14 protein-coding genes are annotated in these 15,155 nt (G+C 60.3%); 8 read left to right on the top strand and 6 right to left on the bottom strand.

The window, feature by feature from the left end; translation table 11 throughout:
* Nucleotides 1–26: 26 nt before the first annotated feature.
* A complete protein-coding gene (locus AC2FJ6_RS01275; RefSeq protein WP_480873925.1) occupies nt 27–323 on the bottom strand; it encodes a virulence factor in 297 nt (98 codons plus the stop codon).
* Between the two features lie 240 nt (nt 324–563).
* Here AC2FJ6_RS01275 and AC2FJ6_RS01280 point away from each other — a divergent pair, with 240 nt between their 5' ends.
* Both AC2FJ6_RS01280 and AC2FJ6_RS01285 read left to right on the top strand, forming a co-directional pair.
* Entirely contained in the window at nt 564–1,676 is a 1,113-nt protein-coding gene (locus tag AC2FJ6_RS01280) for a Ppx/GppA phosphatase family protein (protein WP_170769806.1), read from the top strand.
* Entirely contained in the window at nt 1,676–2,398 is a 723-nt protein-coding gene (locus AC2FJ6_RS01285) for an RlmE family RNA methyltransferase (RefSeq protein WP_170769807.1), read from the top strand. The genes AC2FJ6_RS01280 and AC2FJ6_RS01285 overlap by 1 nt, the downstream gene beginning before the upstream one ends.
* Here AC2FJ6_RS01285 and AC2FJ6_RS01290 read toward each other — a convergent pair.
* Nucleotides 2,395–2,583 (bottom strand): hypothetical protein, encoded by a 189-nt coding sequence (locus AC2FJ6_RS01290; RefSeq protein WP_170769808.1) that lies wholly within the window; start codon nt 2,581–2,583, stop codon nt 2,395–2,397. The two genes, AC2FJ6_RS01285 and AC2FJ6_RS01290, sit on opposite strands and share 4 nt — an antisense overlap.
* Before the next feature lie 109 nt (nt 2,584–2,692).
* Nucleotides 2,693–3,547, bottom strand: coding sequence for a YihY/virulence factor BrkB family protein (locus AC2FJ6_RS01295; protein WP_170769809.1), 855 nt, complete (start codon nt 3,545–3,547; stop codon nt 2,693–2,695).
* Between the two features lie 149 nt (nt 3,548–3,696).
* Between AC2FJ6_RS01295 and AC2FJ6_RS01300 the strand changes: the two genes are divergently transcribed.
* From AC2FJ6_RS01300 to cls, 3 genes are all read left to right on the top strand, one after another.
* Nucleotides 3,697–4,791, top strand: coding sequence for an AI-2E family transporter (locus AC2FJ6_RS01300; protein ID WP_237215588.1), 1,095 nt, complete (start codon nt 3,697–3,699; stop codon nt 4,789–4,791).
* 3 nt (nt 4,792–4,794) lie between these two features.
* Entirely contained in the window at nt 4,795–5,901 is a 1,107-nt protein-coding gene (locus tag AC2FJ6_RS01305) for an acetoin utilization protein AcuC (protein WP_496668251.1), read from the top strand.
* Between the two features lie 77 nt (nt 5,902–5,978).
* The gene (cls, locus tag AC2FJ6_RS01310; protein ID WP_496668253.1) at nt 5,979–7,391 is read left to right on the top strand and encodes a cardiolipin synthase; all 1,413 of its coding nucleotides are present in this window, start codon (nt 5,979–5,981) and stop codon (nt 7,389–7,391) included.
* On the opposite strand, the gene AC2FJ6_RS01315 is transcribed toward cls, so the two are convergent.
* On the bottom strand, nt 7,388–7,822 hold the full coding sequence (locus AC2FJ6_RS01315) for an ion channel (protein WP_170769812.1): 435 nt from the start codon (nt 7,820–7,822) through the stop codon (nt 7,388–7,390). The genes cls and AC2FJ6_RS01315 overlap by 4 nt on opposite strands.
* A 163-nt stretch (nt 7,823–7,985) precedes the next feature.
* Here AC2FJ6_RS01315 and AC2FJ6_RS01320 point away from each other — a divergent pair, with 163 nt between their 5' ends.
* From AC2FJ6_RS01320 to AC2FJ6_RS01330, 3 genes are read left to right on the top strand one after another with little or no spacing between them, the layout of a single operon-like run.
* Nucleotides 7,986–8,633: an ABC transporter ATP-binding protein gene (locus AC2FJ6_RS01320; RefSeq protein WP_170769813.1), complete on the top strand. Its 648-nt coding sequence runs from the start codon at nt 7,986–7,988 to the stop codon at nt 8,631–8,633.
* A complete protein-coding gene (locus AC2FJ6_RS01325) occupies nt 8,630–11,044 on the top strand; it encodes an FtsX-like permease family protein (RefSeq protein WP_170769814.1) in 2,415 nt (804 codons plus the stop codon). Before AC2FJ6_RS01320 ends, AC2FJ6_RS01325 begins: the two co-directional genes overlap by 4 nt.
* Nucleotides 11,034–12,074 carry a lipocalin-like domain-containing protein gene (locus AC2FJ6_RS01330; RefSeq protein ID WP_170769815.1) on the top strand — a complete coding sequence of 347 codons (1,041 nt, stop codon included), beginning with the start codon at nt 11,034–11,036 and terminating at the stop codon, nt 12,072–12,074. Before AC2FJ6_RS01325 ends, AC2FJ6_RS01330 begins: the two co-directional genes overlap by 11 nt.
* Here AC2FJ6_RS01330 and AC2FJ6_RS01335 read toward each other — a convergent pair whose 3' ends face one another.
* Nucleotides 12,075–12,506, bottom strand: a complete 432-nt coding sequence (locus AC2FJ6_RS01335; RefSeq protein WP_170775899.1) for a universal stress protein — start codon at nt 12,504–12,506, stop codon at nt 12,075–12,077. It abuts the gene before it with no gap.
* Complete coding sequence (locus tag AC2FJ6_RS01340; RefSeq protein ID WP_496668255.1) at nt 12,503–15,121, bottom strand: TRAP transporter permease; 2,619 nt, start codon at nt 15,119–15,121, stop codon at nt 12,503–12,505. Before AC2FJ6_RS01340 ends, AC2FJ6_RS01335 begins: the two co-directional genes overlap by 4 nt.
* Nucleotides 15,122–15,155: the final 34 nt, after the last annotated feature.

Consider the following 15,155-nt stretch of genomic DNA (forward strand, 5'->3'; position numbering starts at 1 on the left):
AGCGGCCTCCCATATAGATTTCGGGCTCATGCCCAACCGTCATTTGCGATCAGAGCTTTGATACGGTCCTGATCATATTCCGCTTCCAGACGCGCTGCTTCGGCTTCGGCGATCTCCGAGGGCTCGCCCTCGACCGCGAAAGGAACTGCTTTGCGCCATTCGGCCAGATAGGCATCGCTGTCCTTGGCATTCACCTTCATCGCCGCTCGGTCGATGGCTTGTTCGAACCGCTCCTCCAACTGCCGCTTGGCACCTCGACGGCCTTTGCCGACGATGACTTGAGCAGGGATGTCGCGCCAGTAAACGATGGTGACGTCAGGCATCGCGTATGATTCCTCCTAACCAGATGGACCGGTTCTAAACATCTATATGGTCGCAGGTCGGTCGGTTTTCGACACAAGGCGCATTTCAAACGACGTTTTGCCTACGACGGGATACCGGGGTTGTAACGAATTCGGCATCAAACGCGCATATCAAAATCCTCATCACAATAATGAGCGTCTTGCGCGACAAGAACGCGCGACCTATGGTCGGGGTAACTCGAAAATCGGAGGGCGTTGAAGATGGCGCCCAAGCGTCCCAAAGGTGCGGGCGCGTTCCCGAAGGCGGTCGAAAGCCCCGCGCCGGCAAGGCCCGATCCCGATGCGCTGTATGCGGCGCTGGATCTGGGTACAAATAGTTGTCGCATGTTGATTGCCCAGCCCAAGGGCAGCGGCTTTCATGTGGTCGACAGTTTCTCGAAATCCGTGCAGTTGGGTGCGGGGCTCGAACGGACCGGACGGCTGTCTCGGTCCTCGATGGCGCGCACCATTCAGGCTTTGCGCATCTGCCAGCAGAAGCTGAAACGCAATAAAGTCAAACGGATGCGCCTTGTCGCGACCGAGGCCTGCCGCCGCGCCAAGAACGCGCGTGATTTCATCCGTCAGGTAAAGCGCGAAACCGGCCTGACGCTTGAGATCATCCAGCCCGAGGAAGAGGCACGCCTGGCCGTGATCTCATGCGCGCCGCTCGTGTCGACCAAGACTGAACAGTTGCTGGTGGTCGATATCGGCGGCGGCTCGACCGAATTGGTGTGGATCGATATCTCATCCATTGCGCGCCGTGACCGGCCAGCCGCGATCATGCGGTTGCATCATGGGTTTCACCCGGTCGAAAGCCCGTTCCCTGCGGCCAAGGTGGTGGATTGGATCAGCGTTCCGCTGGGTGTGGCAACGCTGCGTGATCAGTTCAACGATGTTGAGGACGATTCAGCCCGCTTTGCTCTGATGAGCTGGTTTTTTGAAGAGAACCTCGCCGATTTTGCGCCTTACAAGGACGAACAGGCCCGCGAAGGGTTCCAGATCGTTGGCACCAGCGGGACGGTGACAACCGTTGCTGCCTCACATCTGGGGTTGAAGCGCTATGACCGGACCAAGGTAGACGGTTTGCGCATGACCAGCGATCAGATTGACAAAGTGATACGAGGGTATCTAGAACTCGGCCCTCAGGGACGGCGCCGGGACCCGCGCATTGGCGACGACCGGCAGGCCCTGATCATGTCCGGCTCGGCCATTTTGCAGGCCCTCTTGCGCTGCTGGCCCACCGACCGCCTTTCCGTGGCGGACCGGGGGCTGCGTGAAGGACTGCTTTATGCGCAGATGAGCGCGGACGGCGTATTGGAAGACGGACCGTTCTGATGGCGAAGACACCGACTGGAAAAAGCAACTCGGGCCGCGGGCAACGCGACCTGAAGGTTAAGGTCAAGACGGCGCGTGGGCGCAAACTCAGCTCGACCCGCTGGCTGGAACGGCAATTGAACGACCCCTATGTCAAACGCGCACAGGCCGAGGGATACCGGGGGCGTGCAGCATTCAAGATATTGGAACTGGACGATAAATTCCGCTTTCTGGTTCCCGGCGCGCGCGTCGTGGATCTGGGCTGTGCGCCCGGAGGCTGGTTGCAGGTCGCCGTCAAACGGGTGAACGCGCTGGGCGAAAAAAGCGGCAAGCGGATCGGGACAGTGCTGGGTGTGGACTTGCAAGAGGTCGAGCCTGTGGCGGGCGCGACCGCGCATGTGCTGGACTTCATGGAAGACGATGCCGACGAGAAGGTTAAAGAGTGGTTGGGCGGCAAGGCTGATGTGGTGATGTCGGACATGGCCGCTGCCTCATCCGGGCACAAGCAAACCGACCATTTGCGCATCATGGCACTGTGTGAAACCGCCGCTTACTTCGCCTTTGATGTGCTGGAAGAAGGCGGCACATTTGTCGCGAAGGTTCTGGCCGGAGGGGCCGAGGGCGATTTGCAAAAGCTGCTTAAGCAGAAATTCACCAAGGTCGCCAACGTGAAACCGCCTGCCTCGCGGTCCGACAGTTCGGAAAAATTCGTTGTGGCGACAGGGTTTCGCGGTGAAACTTAATCTTCCATCGACAGGAAGTCTCCTGCCAGAACCTGCTGGCGCAACGACGCGGTGGCAATCCCTTGCATCAAAAGCGCGTCCCCATGGTTGAGGTATTCCGGCTTGCGGGTCCGTAAATCTTCGATCCGCTGTGCCAGCGACAGCGGGCGTTGCAGTTGCGACGTGTGAACCGGTTTATCTGACATTGGGCACCTTTTAACACAGACGGGTTTTGACCTTGTCTGTACCGGTACACGCAGAGTTTGCCGGGAAAATGACCCAAACAAGGCAGCACAGCGCCGGGATGTGGTGAAGCTAGTCCGCCGCCTCGCCCAGATCCATCAACGCCCCGTTGAACTCGGCCCCCAAAATCAGCATGGCCGCGCAGAGGTACAGGAAAATCAGTGCCGCCATCACTCCGGCCAGCCCCGCATAGGTCGCGTTGTACGAGGCGAACTGCCCGATATAGATCGAGAAGCCCCACCCGCCCGCCGCCCAGAGCGCAAGCGTCAACGCCACGCCGGGCAGGATTTGCGTCAGCTTGTGGCGCCGTGTCGGCAGCAGAAGATGGGCCAGCATCACAAGCCCCGCTGGGACCGCCACTGTAAAGGTCCAGCGCAGCCGATCCACGGACAGCCAATTGGACACGTTCACATCCGTTTTTTCGGACACAAGCCTTGTATATACGGGCAAGACAACCTCGACTGCAGCAATCGCAAGAACGGTCGCTCCTCCGGCAATCACCAGTCCAAGACAGTAAAGGCGGGTTTTCCAAAACGGCCAACTGTCTTGATCATGATAAGCCTGATTCATCGCCGCCCGCACTGCCATCACCCCGTTCGAGGCGAAAAACACTGCCAACAGCCCCCCCAGCGTTATTACGCTGGAGTTCGAAGCCTGCAAAACTGCTCTCAGCTCGGCCACGATCGGATCGGCGACATCTTTGGGCCAGGCGCCGAAAATCAGCTCGATCAACTCATTGGTGACATAGTCTTGCGACAGTGTCCCCGCCAAGGCGACTGTGAACAGGACGAAGGGAAACAGGGCCAGCATCAGGGACATGGCAACATGGCTGCTCATGACCATTCCGTTTTTGGCACTGAACCGGCCAAAGGCCAGCCATAGCGCCTGAAGGGGTCGGTTTGCGGAAGGAATCATATTGGCGCTCATGTCCAAATCTTAACGCGGCGCGCTGGATCACAGAACCGTCAAAACCCGGTTCAATGCAAATTAATACGCCCAAACGCTTGCGCGCATTGCATAATCCTGCTCGGCTGTGCAGGATCAGGGCAGTAAATCGGCTTCTCAAGACAGCTAGAATGGCAACAGACAAAACGATGCCTTTGGATCAGGACCCACATGTGACACGACCGCGACTGCGCCTGTCGGTCGTGCGTGACACCGCGATAGTCGCCACGCTGGTGGTGCTGGGCCTTTATGCTGGGTCCGCCTTTCTGATCCCGCTGACCATGGCCTTGCTGATCAACGTTCTAATCATCGCGGTCAGCGATCGTGTCATCTCCATCACGCGCGTGCCGGTCTGGGTGGCCAACATCGCCGGTGTTATCGTTGTTTTGGCCGGTTTGTTCATGATCATGTATATTCTGGGCAGTCAGGCGACACAGTTTGCCCGCTCGATCAACACCTACGAAGATCAGTTCGACAGCGCCGTGAACCGGATCGCGGGGCTGGTGGGCAATGACGTTACAAGCTTTATCCGTGACAATCTGATCAGCATCGACATGTCCTATGTCGCGCGCGTAATGCTGGGCAGCGCTACCTCGTTGCTGAATCAGTTCTTTCTGATCAGCCTCTATGTTGCGTTCCTGATGGCCGAGCGGTTGGCGTTTCGCAAGAAAATACAACTGGTTGCGGGGAACCCTCAAACCGGAGCAGACTTCGCGGCGGTGCTGGATGCCATTTCGTTTAGTCTGCAACGGTATGTGGGGGTAAAGACCTTTATCAGCCTGGTCACGGCCGGGATCAGCTATTCGATCTTCCGCGTTCTCGGGCTGGAATATGCCGAGACCTGGGCCGTCCTGACCTTCGCGCTGAATTTCATCCCCTCGATCGGCTCGATCATTGCGGTCATTTTCCCGGCCATGATCGCGCTGGTTCAATTTGAAAGCATCGGTCCGTTTTTGATCATCGTGCTGGGGTGCGGCACAATCCAATTCCTGATCGGCAATTTCGTGGACCCGGCCATGCTGGGGCGATCGCTGAACATGTCGACCTTCCTTGTCATTCTGGCACTGACCTTCTGGACCACGGTCTGGGGCATGATTGGCGCGTTCCTCAGCGTGCCGCTGACCGTCTGCATTCTGATCGTGTTCAGCCATATCCCAGCGCTCAGGCCGATTGCGATCATGATGTCGCTGGATGGAAGCTTGGGCGAAGACCCGCGCGCAGGGTGAACCATGCAGCCTGTGTTCATCGGGTCAGAGATCTATCGGAACTCCACCTACGGCACACAGCATCCGCTGGCGATTCCGCGTGTGTCGACGGTCATCGACCTGTGTCGCGCGCAAGGCTGGCTGAACCAGCAGAACTACCGTGTCAGTCCTTGCGCAAAACCCTCTGCCCTGCACGCATTTCATACGCCGGACTACATCACCGCGCTGCAACAGGCCGAGGCCGAGCAGGCCGTCTCGAATGACACCCGCAGCCGATACGGGCTGGGAACTTTGTCAAACCCTGTTTTTGCCGAGATGTACCGCCGTCCCGCCACCGCCGCCGGAGGGTCGATGCTGGGTGCCGAACTGCTGCGCGAGGGCGGCATCGTTTTCAGCCCCGCAGGCGGCACGCATCATGGGCTTTCGGACCGCGCCAATGGGTTTTGCTATCTGAACGATCCGGTTCTGGCGATACTGACCTTGTTGAAATCCGGGCTGGATCGGATCGTCTACGTGGATATTGACGCCCATCACTGCGACGGGGTTGAAAGCGCATTTGCAGGGTCGACCAAAGTCCGCATGATCTCGGTCCACGAAACGCGCCGCTGGCCCTTTACCGGCGCTTTGACGGACACGGCGGGCGATGCCGCCTTCAATCTGCCCGTCGAACGCGGGCTGAATGATGATGAGTTCTATACGATCCTCGACCAGTTGATCCTGCCCGCCACAGCGTCGTTCCGACCTCAGGCCATTGTGCTGCAATGCGGGGCCGATGCAGTGGCCGAGGACCCTCTTTCGCGCCTGACCCTGTCCAACAACGCCCATTGGCGCACCGTGTCAGCCCTGCGCGACTTGGCGCCACGCCTGCTGGTGTTGGGTGGCGGCGGATACAACCCGTGGTCAGTCGCCCGACTTTGGACAGGTGTTTGGGTGGTGCTGAACGGGACCGAGATCCCGGACCGGCTGAACAACACCTCGCAAAGCACTTTGCGCGGCCTGCGCTGGAACAGGGCTGCGGGCAAGCGGCCACCTCTGCATTGGTTTGAAACGCTGCGCGACCGCCCGAATTCAGGCGAGGTTCGGGACACCTTGCGGGCCGACCTCGCGCAATTGGCGGCTCGGTTGCTTTAATCTCAGCACGCGTATAGCCCCGGATCGCAAACGGGTCTACACTGGGGCAAATAACTGGAACGAGGGCCGATAACCCCGTGTGGACATTGCTTGTTTCTGCGCTTGTCTTTGCGCTTTATGTGCTGGCGGCAGTCTTTGCGATCCGCGCCGCGCAGACCGCGCGCACGCCGCAAGGGGCCGTAGGCTGGGTGGTATTCCTGATCTCGGCCCCGGTGTTTGGCGTCCCGCTCTATCTGTTTCTGGGCCACCACAGGTTTCGCGGTTATCGCATCGCGCGCAAGCACAGCGAAAGTGTGGTCGAAGGGATCAAGACATTCGCCGATTTCTCACGACCCGATCCGGCCACGATGCGGATCAACCCGCGCCCGTTCGAGGCACTTGCCCACCTGCCCGTCTCGCGCGGGAACGGGGCCGCGTTGCTGGTCGACGGGCAAGCCACGTTCGACGCCATATTCGAGGCGATTGATGCGGCGCAGAACTACATCCTGATACAGTTCTACATCGTGCGCGATGACGCGCTGGGCCAAAGGTTGCAGTCCAAACTGATCGACGCGGCCCAGCGTGGCGTGAGCGTGCGCTTCATGACTGACGCTGTTGGCAGCTATGGCCTGCCCACGGCCTATCTGGACACACTGCGCGAAGCCGGGGTCGAGATTGCCAACCCGAGTGATCGGCGCGGACCACAACACCGCTTTCAGCTCAACTACCGCAACCACCGCAAGACGGTGATCATCGATGGTGAAACCGGGTTTATCGGCGGGCACAATGTAGGCGTCGAATATCTGGGGCAAGACAACTATTTCGGGCACTGGCGCGATACGCATATCAAGATGAGCGGTCATATCGTCCGGCAGTTGCAATTGATCTTTACCGAAGATTGGCACTGGGCCCATGAAGAAGACCTGATCGACGATCTGGACTGGGCAGGCTCGGAGTCTGATCAGGACATGAACGCGCTTTTGGTTGCAACTGGTCCCGGTGACGAAACAGAAACCGGTTCAATGATGTTCTTTGCCGCCATTACCGAGGCGAAAGAGCGTTTGTGGATAGCATCACCCTATTTCGTGCCCGATATCGACATAATGACCGCCCTTCAGCACGCTGCCCTGCGCGGCGTAGACGTGCGTATTCTGGTACCCGAAGTGATGGATCACCGCCTGCCCTGGCTGGCAGCCTTTGCCTATTTCGACGAGGTGCGCGATTGTGGCGCGCGGGTCTTCCGCTATACCAACGGGTTCATGCACCAAAAAGTTTTTGTCGTGGATGACACATTGGCCGCCGTCGGCACCACCAATTTGGACAACCGATCCTTCCGCCTGAATTTCGAGGCCATGGCGCTCTTTTTTGACAGCCGCGCCGCCAATGCGGTGGCCCAAATGCTGGAGGCGGATTTCGAACAAAGCTACGAGCTGGACCGCGACCTGTCCGAACAACGCCTTTATATCCGCTTCGGCTCCCCTCTGGCGCGGCTCTTTGCGCCGATCCTTTAAGAGATCAACTCTTCCTGAAAAACACGGGTCATCAAGGCGACCATGAAGGCCGTCGACAACCCGAACGCCAACAGACCTGTCACCGAGGCGAAGGCGCCGAAAATCCTCAGCCCCTCACCCAAGACAATATCGCCATAGCCAAGTGTCGTGAATGTCACCAATGAGAAATAGAGCGCCTCATTCCATTCCGGCAGTGTTTCCCCCAGCACCCACACAACGGCCCATAGCCAGACCTGAAACGTATGAATCAGAACGATAAACGCCAGCGCGGTACATAAAGGTGCTGCGATGGTAAAGAACCGTTTGCTCTGCTCCAACCGCAGAGAAAGCACTCGGATCACCTGCGTACACCAAGTCAGCAGCACGATCTCGATCAGGAAGCAAATCCCCAGATAAAGACTGCCCCAGACAATTTGCTCTGGTAATGTCATGCTCGCCCGTCTCATTGTGACCACTTGACCTCACCATGACGTGTTCAACAGGGCTGAACAACCCCACCTGCCCGGCTGCGACGAAAGGGTGCGAAATCAACTCTGGTCTGGACACCAATGCCGAAGGGTCCACATTGTGACGGACATCGTTAGAGGCTTGGAAATGCTGCTGAAGATCGACGACGTTCGGAAATCCTATCCGGGTGGTCGCCCCGTTTTGCAAGGGGTGACGCTGAACCTTGATCGCGGGCAAACTCTGGCGCTGACGGGCGAAAGCGGCAGCGGCAAGAGCACGCTTTTGAACCTTGTGGGCGCGCTTGATGGGTTCGACGGGGGCGAGATCACGCTGGACGGGACCGCTCTGTCCGGTTTGGACGATCCCGGTCGGGCGGCCTTGCGCCGTGAAAGCGTGGCATTGGTGTTTCAGCAGTTCAACCTGATCCCCTCACTGACCGTCGCGCAGAACCTAGCTTTTCACGCGCGGCTTGCGAACCGGCTGGATGCAGAATGGGTCGGTCATCTGGCCACGCGACTGGGACTGTCCGATTTACTGGACCGATACCCCGAGACCCTGTCGGGAGGCCAGCAGCAACGCGTCGCCATCGGGCGCGCCATGGCAACACGACCCAAGCTGCTGCTTGCGGATGAGCCGACGGGAAATCTGGACGAAACCGCCAGCGCCACGGTGCTGGACCTGATGCTGTCCCTGATCGCGGAAACCAAGGCGGCGCTACTACTCGTCACGCATTCACAGGACATTGCCGGGCGACTGGATCATCACGCGCACCTGTCTGGTGGGCGGGTGGCATGACGCGTGTCGTCCTGCTGGCTCTGCTGTCCCATTGGCGGGCGCATCGGCTGCAACTGGCCACATTGCTGATCGGCATCGCGCTGGCCACGGGCCTGTGGTCTGCGGTTCAGGCCATCAATGCCGAGGCGCGGGCCAGCTATCAGCGCGCCAACGAGCAACTGCTGCTGGGCCGCTTCGACACGCTGCGCAACCCCTCGGGGACGATCCCGATTGAGCAATATGCAACGCTCAGACGCGCAGGTTGGCAGGTGGCCGCTGTGCTTGAAGGCTCGGTTCGTATCGGAGAAAACAGATTCCGGTTGCTTGGTGTTGATATGGTCGCTTACCCGGCCCTGCCCGCTGTTACTCAGGTCGAAGAAGGGGCTGCCCCGCCTGACCCTGCCGATATGCTAACCGCACCGGGTCGCTTGCTGACAACGCCCCCAGTGGCCGACCGGTTGCAAAACCAGCAGTCTCTGCCGCCGGTCCTGATCAGTGACGCCCTGCCACCCGGTTTGATCCTGACCGATATCGGCGTGGCTGAAACCCTGCTGGACCGTCGTGGCCAGATCAGCCACCTGGTCGTATTGCCACAGCAGCCGATGGACCTGCCCCCTCTGCCAGAGGTCGCGCCAGGTCTCGACCGTATCCCAGCCGCGGACCAATTGGACACCGCGCAATTGACCGACAGCTTTCATCTGAACCTGTCCGCCTTCGGGCTTTTGTCCTTTGCAGTGGGTCTTTTCATCGTTCATGGCACGGTTGGGCTGGCCTTCGCCCAACGGCGCGCGATGATCCGCACGGTGCGCGCCCTTGGCGTGTCGATGCGGCGGCTGGTCTGGACCATTCTGGCCGAGTTGACCCTACTGGCCCTGATCGGCGGCGTGTTGGGTCTGCTGCTCGGGTTCTTTATCGCTGGTGCCTTGTTGCCAGATGTGGCCGCCACGCTGCGCGGTCTATACGGCGCGCCGGTCAGCGGGCAAATCAGCCTGCAACCACAATGGGCCTTGGCAGGACTTGCCATGGCACTGGGTGGTACCTTGCTGGCCAGCGGTCACGCCCTGCATCGACTGGCCCACATGCCGCTGCTGTCCGGGGCCGGAGTTCAAGCCTGGCGCAGCGCGGCCTCGGGTCGGCGTGTAGTCGCGCTCGTCGGAGTTGCCGCGATTGCTCTCGGTATCGGCGCGCAATTGGCGATCGGAGGATTGATGGCTGGCTTCATCCTTGTCGCGGGCCTTCTGATCGGCTCGGCCCTACTGCTGCCGTTCCTTCTGTCCATCCTGTTACGCGGCTTCGGGGCTCTGGCGAACGGCCCCGTCGCGCAATGGGTCTGGTCGGATATGCGCGCGCAACTACCGGGCCTTTCGCTGGCATTGATGGCCCTACTGCTGGCACTGGCCGCCAATATCGGCGTCAGCACGATGGTGTCGAGCTTCCGCCTGACCTTTACCGGCTGGCTCGATCAGCGTTTGGCCTCGGAACTCTACCTGACCGCCGCCGACGATGCGCAGGGCCAAGAGATCGCCCAGTGGCTTGCCCCTCAGGCTGATATGATCCTGCCCATTCGCAACACCGAAATAGCGCATGAAAGCGGTCCATTGTTCCTATACGGCGTTCTGGACCATCCGACTTATCGCGAGAACTGGCCGCTGATCGCCACGTCCGACGGCGCGTGGGACCAAGTGATGCAGGGGCGCGCAGTATTGATCAACGAGCAACTCGCCCGCCGTCAAAACCTCTGGCCCGGCGACGAGTTGGCGCTGACATCGGCGACCACCTTGCCCATCGCCGCCGTCTATTCCGATTATGGCAACCCAACCGGGCAGGCCATTGTCGCAATGCCGCTGTTGGACATGATCGCACCGGGGGTCGAGACACGGCAATTCGGCATTCGCATACCGCCCGAGCGTGCCTCGGCTCTGGCGCAGGAGTTGCGAGACCGGTTCGATCTGCCGTCGGGCGCCGTGGTTCAGCAAGCGGCGATCAAGGCGCAATCGCTGGCAGTGTTCGACAAGACATTTGTCGTAACCTCGGCTCTGAATGTCCTGACGCTGGGTGTGGCTGGGTTTGCAATATTGACCAGCCTGCTGACCTTGTGGACCCAGCGCCTGCCCCAGATCGCGCCGGTCTGGGCGCTGGGGCTAACCCGGAATCGGCTGGCGTGGCTCGAGGTGCTGCGCAGTATCCTGTTGGCCGCACTGACAGCAGTGCTGGCGCTGCCACTTGGGCTTGCACTTGCATGGGCGCTGCTGGCCGTCATCAATGTCGAGGCTTTTGGCTGGCGCTTGCCGATGTATCTTTTCCCTGTGGATTGGGCCTATCTTCTGGCGCTGACCATTCTGGCGGCTTTTGTTGCGGCCGCCCTGCCTGCCTTGCGCCTGCTGCGCCTGCCACCTGCGGACTTACTGAGGGTATTTGCCAATGAACGTTAGGGCTTGGTTTTTGATCGCCGTTCTGCTTCTACCCAATTGGGCTCACGCGCAAGGCTATGCGGGGCTGGGCGGATCGGCCGAGGGCTTTGCGATCCCCCAACCCGGATATCAATTTCAATTCCCGGCTGACCACGGCCCTCACCCCGACTACCGGATCGAGTGGTGGTACCTGACGGCCAATCTGCAAGGTGAAAACGGGCGCGACTATGGTATCCAGTGGACATTGTTCCGATCTGCATTGAAGCCCTTTCAAACAGATGGCTGGCAAAACCCACAGCTTTGGCTGGGCCACGCTGCCGTCACCACGCCTGACAACCATTTTCTGGCCGAGCGTCTCTCGCGCGGCGGCATCGGTCAGGCCGGAGTGACGGCCTCGCCGTTCGAGGCATGGGTCGATGATTGGTATATGCGAGGGGATGATCTGAACAGCTTGCAGCTGCGTGCCAGCGGCGCAGAGTTCACGTATGACCTGAGCCTGACAGCCCAAGGCCCGTTGGTGTTTCACGGGGCGGACGGATATTCCGTGAAATCCGCCGAAGGACAGGCAAGCCACTACTACTCGCAGCCCTTCTACAGTGTCGAGGGAACATTGCACCTGCCGGAAGGCAATGTCGCCGTGCAGGGTCAGGGCTGGCTGGATCGAGAATGGTCCTCGCAACCTCTGGCCGCGGATCAGATCGGATGGGACTGGTTCTCGCTCAGTTTTGACGACGGAGGCAAGCTGATGGCCTTCCGTCTTCGCGGGACGCAACAAGATTTCACGGCGGCCACATGGATTGGCGCAGATGGCACCACAACCCCGTTGCGGGACGGGTCAACCCGTTTCACCCCGCTGGACACCGCGCGGATCGCAGAGCGAGACATCCCCGTTCGCTGGCGCATTGAATTGCCTGAACGCGGAGTGGATGTCGAAGTCACGGCCCTGACGCCCAAAGCATGGATGGCAACGCGATTTGAATATTGGGAAGGCCCGATCATGGTATCAGGCAGTCACACAGGGCGCGGCTACCTTGAAATGACCGGCTATTGATCAGCGCACGACGTAGACGGAGACTTCTGAGTGTCTGACGACGCGTGCTGCGTTTGGGCCGAGGAGGTAGTCTTTGAGGTCGGGCCGGTGTGCGCCGATGACGATCAGGTCGCTGCCTGCTTCTTTGGCCGTGTGCAGGATTTTCTGATAGGCCGTGCCCGTGGCGACCACATGGCGTACCTGTGCGTTGCGCGCTTCGCCCAGGACCGATTGACCCAGCGCCTCGAGCGCTTCTTGCGCTTTGGCCACGGCTTGCTCGTGATGCTCGGGCTCGAAGAAGCTGCCGACAAAGGATTCCCCAAAATCCGGCAGCACCGTAACAACATCAAGCTGAGCATTGTCGAGCTCTGCCAGCCGCGCGGCCTGACGCAGGACCTCGGCATCGGTTTCGGGCTTCCCGGCATCTACGGCACAGAGGACGGATTTGATCATGATGTTACCTCTTGTTCGCTTGTGCGGGCTGCACGGCTGCGTTGCAGGAAGGCGATGAAGCCCAGCAAGATCAGCGCGGGGATGAAGATCAGCTCTTTGGGGGGCTGGTTCTGGGGGGCCTGCACGGTGGTGATGCGGACGGGCTCGTCGGCGTAGTAGTCGAAGTTCGACAGCTCGTCCGAGACCTGGGTGCCGAACAGAGGCTCATCCAGCTTGACCAGGCCGTCCTCCTCAAGCGGCAACAGGCCAAGGGCGTCGATGCGGGCCGCACCATCACCCTCGTCGCCGACCGTCAGGACCACGGTGGTTTCGGTCATGTTGCCGGTGTCAAAATCGGGGCCCGCGACCTCGATCCGCAGGGTGCTGCCCGGTGCGGCGTCGCCCACGGCTTGCTCCAGCTGTGCCGGGTCGATCTGCGCGAAGGGCGGCGCGATGCGGTTCATGAAGAAGTCCGGACGGAACAGCGCAAAGGCGATCAGGATCAGCGCCACGCTTTCGTAGATGCGGTTGCGGGTCAGGAACCAGCCCATGGTGCCGGCGGTGAAGATCAGGATCGCGATGGTCGCAGACACGGCCACCAGAATGCCCTGCACCCAGCCCACATCAATCAGCAAGAGATCGGTGTTGAAGATGAACACGAACGGCAGCGCCACGGTGCGCAAGGAATAGAAGAAGGCGGTGAAGCCCGTCTTGATCGCATCCCCGCCCGACACGGCGGCCGCGGCAAAGCTGGCCAGACCCACGGGCGGCGTCACATCGGCCATGATGCCGAAGTAGAACACAAACAGATGCACCGCGATCAGCGGCACGATCAGACCGTCCTGCGCGCCCAGCTCCACGACCACACCCGCCATCAGCGAGCTGACGACGATATAGTTCGCCGTGGTCGGCAGGCCCATCCCTAAGATCAGGCTGAGCAGGCCCACCAGCGCCAGCATGGCGATCAGGTTGCCGCCCGACAGGAACTCGACCAGATCGGCCATCACCTGCCCCACACCGGTCAGCGTCACGGTGCCCACAATCACGCCTGCAGTGGCGGTGGCCAGTGCGATGCCGATCATGTTGCGCGCGCCGTCGATCAGGCCGTTCCACAGGTCGGCCACGCCAGCCATGAAGGCATTGGCCGTGTTGTTCTCACCCCGGAAGATCGACTTCAGCGGCTTCTGCGTCAGCAGGATCACGAACAGCAGCGAGGTGGCCCAGAAAGCCGACAGACCTGGCGATTTCTGCTCGATCATCAGGAAGTAGACCAGCACGATGATCGGCAGCAGGTAATGCAGACCGGCCTTGTAGATCTCGGCAATGACCGGCAGCTCGACCTCTTTGGCGTTGGGGTCATCGGGGACGAGATCCTCGACGCCCGAGGCCAGTTTCAACAAGATCATATAGGCCACAACAACCAGCGCCGACAGCACCAGACCCGAGGCACCGGGGATCAGCGCAATCACCGCCTTGATCGGGTATTGGATGCCATAGCACAGCCCGGCAAAGCCCACAAAGAACAGCGCCATGCCACCGATCGTGCGGCCCATCGACACCACGCGGTTGCCCAGCGTCGGCATGTTCCGCTTCACCGCCTCCAAGTGCACGATATAGACCAGTGCGATGTACGAGATCGCCGCCGGCAGGAAGGCATGCGTGATCACCTCGACATAGGAAATGCCCACATATTCCACCATCAAAAAGGCCGCTGCCCCCATCACCGGCGGCATGATCTGACCGTTCACCGAAGAGGCCACCTCGACCGAGCCCGCCTGTTCGCTGGAAAAGCCCACCCGCTTCATCAGCGGAATGGTAAACGTACCCGTGGTCACCACGTTGGCGATGGATGAGCCCGAGATCAGCCCGGTCGCCGCAGACCCCACCACAGCCGCCTTGGCCGGGCCGCCGCGCAGGTGACCCAGCGCGCCAAAGGCCATCTTGATAAAGTAATTGCCCGCACCCGCCTTATCCAAAAGCGCACCGAACAGCACAAACAGGAAGACGAACTTGGTCGAGACACCCAAAGCGATGCCAAACACACCTTCGGACGTGATCCACATATGGCTCATGGCCTTTTTCAGGCTGGCGCCCTTCCACTGGATCACCTCGGGCACCCAGGAGGATGAGCCAAAGAACACATAGGCCAGGAAAATCGTGGCAATGATCGCCATTGCCGGGCCAAGCGCACGCCGCGCGGCCTCGAACAGCAACAGCAACCCAGCCAGGGCCACCCATTTGTCCACGTCATCGGCCAGCAGGCCATTGTTCACGACTTTTTCGTAGAAAATATAACCATAAAGCGCGATCACCGCGCCCACCACGCCCATGATCCAATCCTGCACGGGGATGTAATTGCGCGGGCTGGATTTCAGCGCCGGATAGGCCGCAAAGGCCAGAAAGATCGCAAAGGCCAGATGGATCTGGCGCGAGTTGTTCACCACGCTGCCCGGCAGCAGCACATTCGACAAGGGCGAGGCCAGCACCACCTGAAAGACCGACCACAGCACCGCCACGATGGCCAGAAACAGCCCCACATTCCCCGCCGGATTGCGCGCGCCCGCGTCAGAGGACGCCACCAGATCCTGAAGCTCTTCCTCGGATAGCGGGCGGTTGGATTGTGTGTCGGAACTCATCTGGCGTCTCCCCGTCATATGGCCGTTTCGGCCT

The sequence above is a fragment of the Ruegeria sp. CDSA089 genome, from assembly GCF_059612205.1.

Excerpts from the sequence above, each read along its gene's own strand:
- AC2FJ6_RS01275 (WP_480873925.1), bottom strand. The coding sequence starts at position 323 with ATGCCTGACGTCACCATCGTTTACTGGCGCGACATCCCTGCTCAAGTC.
- AC2FJ6_RS01280 (WP_170769806.1), top strand. The coding sequence starts at position 564 with ATGGCGCCCAAGCGTCCCAAAGGTGCGGGCGCGTTCCCGAAGGCGGTC.
- AC2FJ6_RS01285 (WP_170769807.1), top strand. The coding sequence starts at position 1,676 with ATGGCGAAGACACCGACTGGAAAAAGCAACTCGGGCCGCGGGCAACGC.
- AC2FJ6_RS01290 (WP_170769808.1), bottom strand. The coding sequence starts at position 2,583 with ATGTCAGATAAACCGGTTCACACGTCGCAACTGCAACGCCCGCTGTCG.
- AC2FJ6_RS01295 (WP_170769809.1), bottom strand. The coding sequence starts at position 3,547 with ATGAGCGCCAATATGATTCCTTCCGCAAACCGACCCCTTCAGGCGCTA.
- AC2FJ6_RS01300 (WP_237215588.1), top strand. The coding sequence starts at position 3,697 with ATGGCAACAGACAAAACGATGCCTTTGGATCAGGACCCACATGTGACA.
- AC2FJ6_RS01305 (WP_496668251.1), top strand. The coding sequence starts at position 4,795 with ATGCAGCCTGTGTTCATCGGGTCAGAGATCTATCGGAACTCCACCTAC.
- AC2FJ6_RS01315 (WP_170769812.1), bottom strand. The coding sequence starts at position 7,822 with ATGACATTACCAGAGCAAATTGTCTGGGGCAGTCTTTATCTGGGGATT.
- AC2FJ6_RS01320 (WP_170769813.1), top strand. The coding sequence starts at position 7,986 with ATGCTGCTGAAGATCGACGACGTTCGGAAATCCTATCCGGGTGGTCGC.
- AC2FJ6_RS01325 (WP_170769814.1), top strand. The coding sequence starts at position 8,630 with ATGACGCGTGTCGTCCTGCTGGCTCTGCTGTCCCATTGGCGGGCGCAT.
- AC2FJ6_RS01330 (WP_170769815.1), top strand. The coding sequence starts at position 11,034 with ATGAACGTTAGGGCTTGGTTTTTGATCGCCGTTCTGCTTCTACCCAAT.
- AC2FJ6_RS01335 (WP_170775899.1), bottom strand. The coding sequence starts at position 12,506 with ATGATCAAATCCGTCCTCTGTGCCGTAGATGCCGGGAAGCCCGAAACC.
- AC2FJ6_RS01340 (WP_496668255.1), bottom strand. The coding sequence starts at position 15,121 with ATGAGTTCCGACACACAATCCAACCGCCCGCTATCCGAGGAAGAGCTT.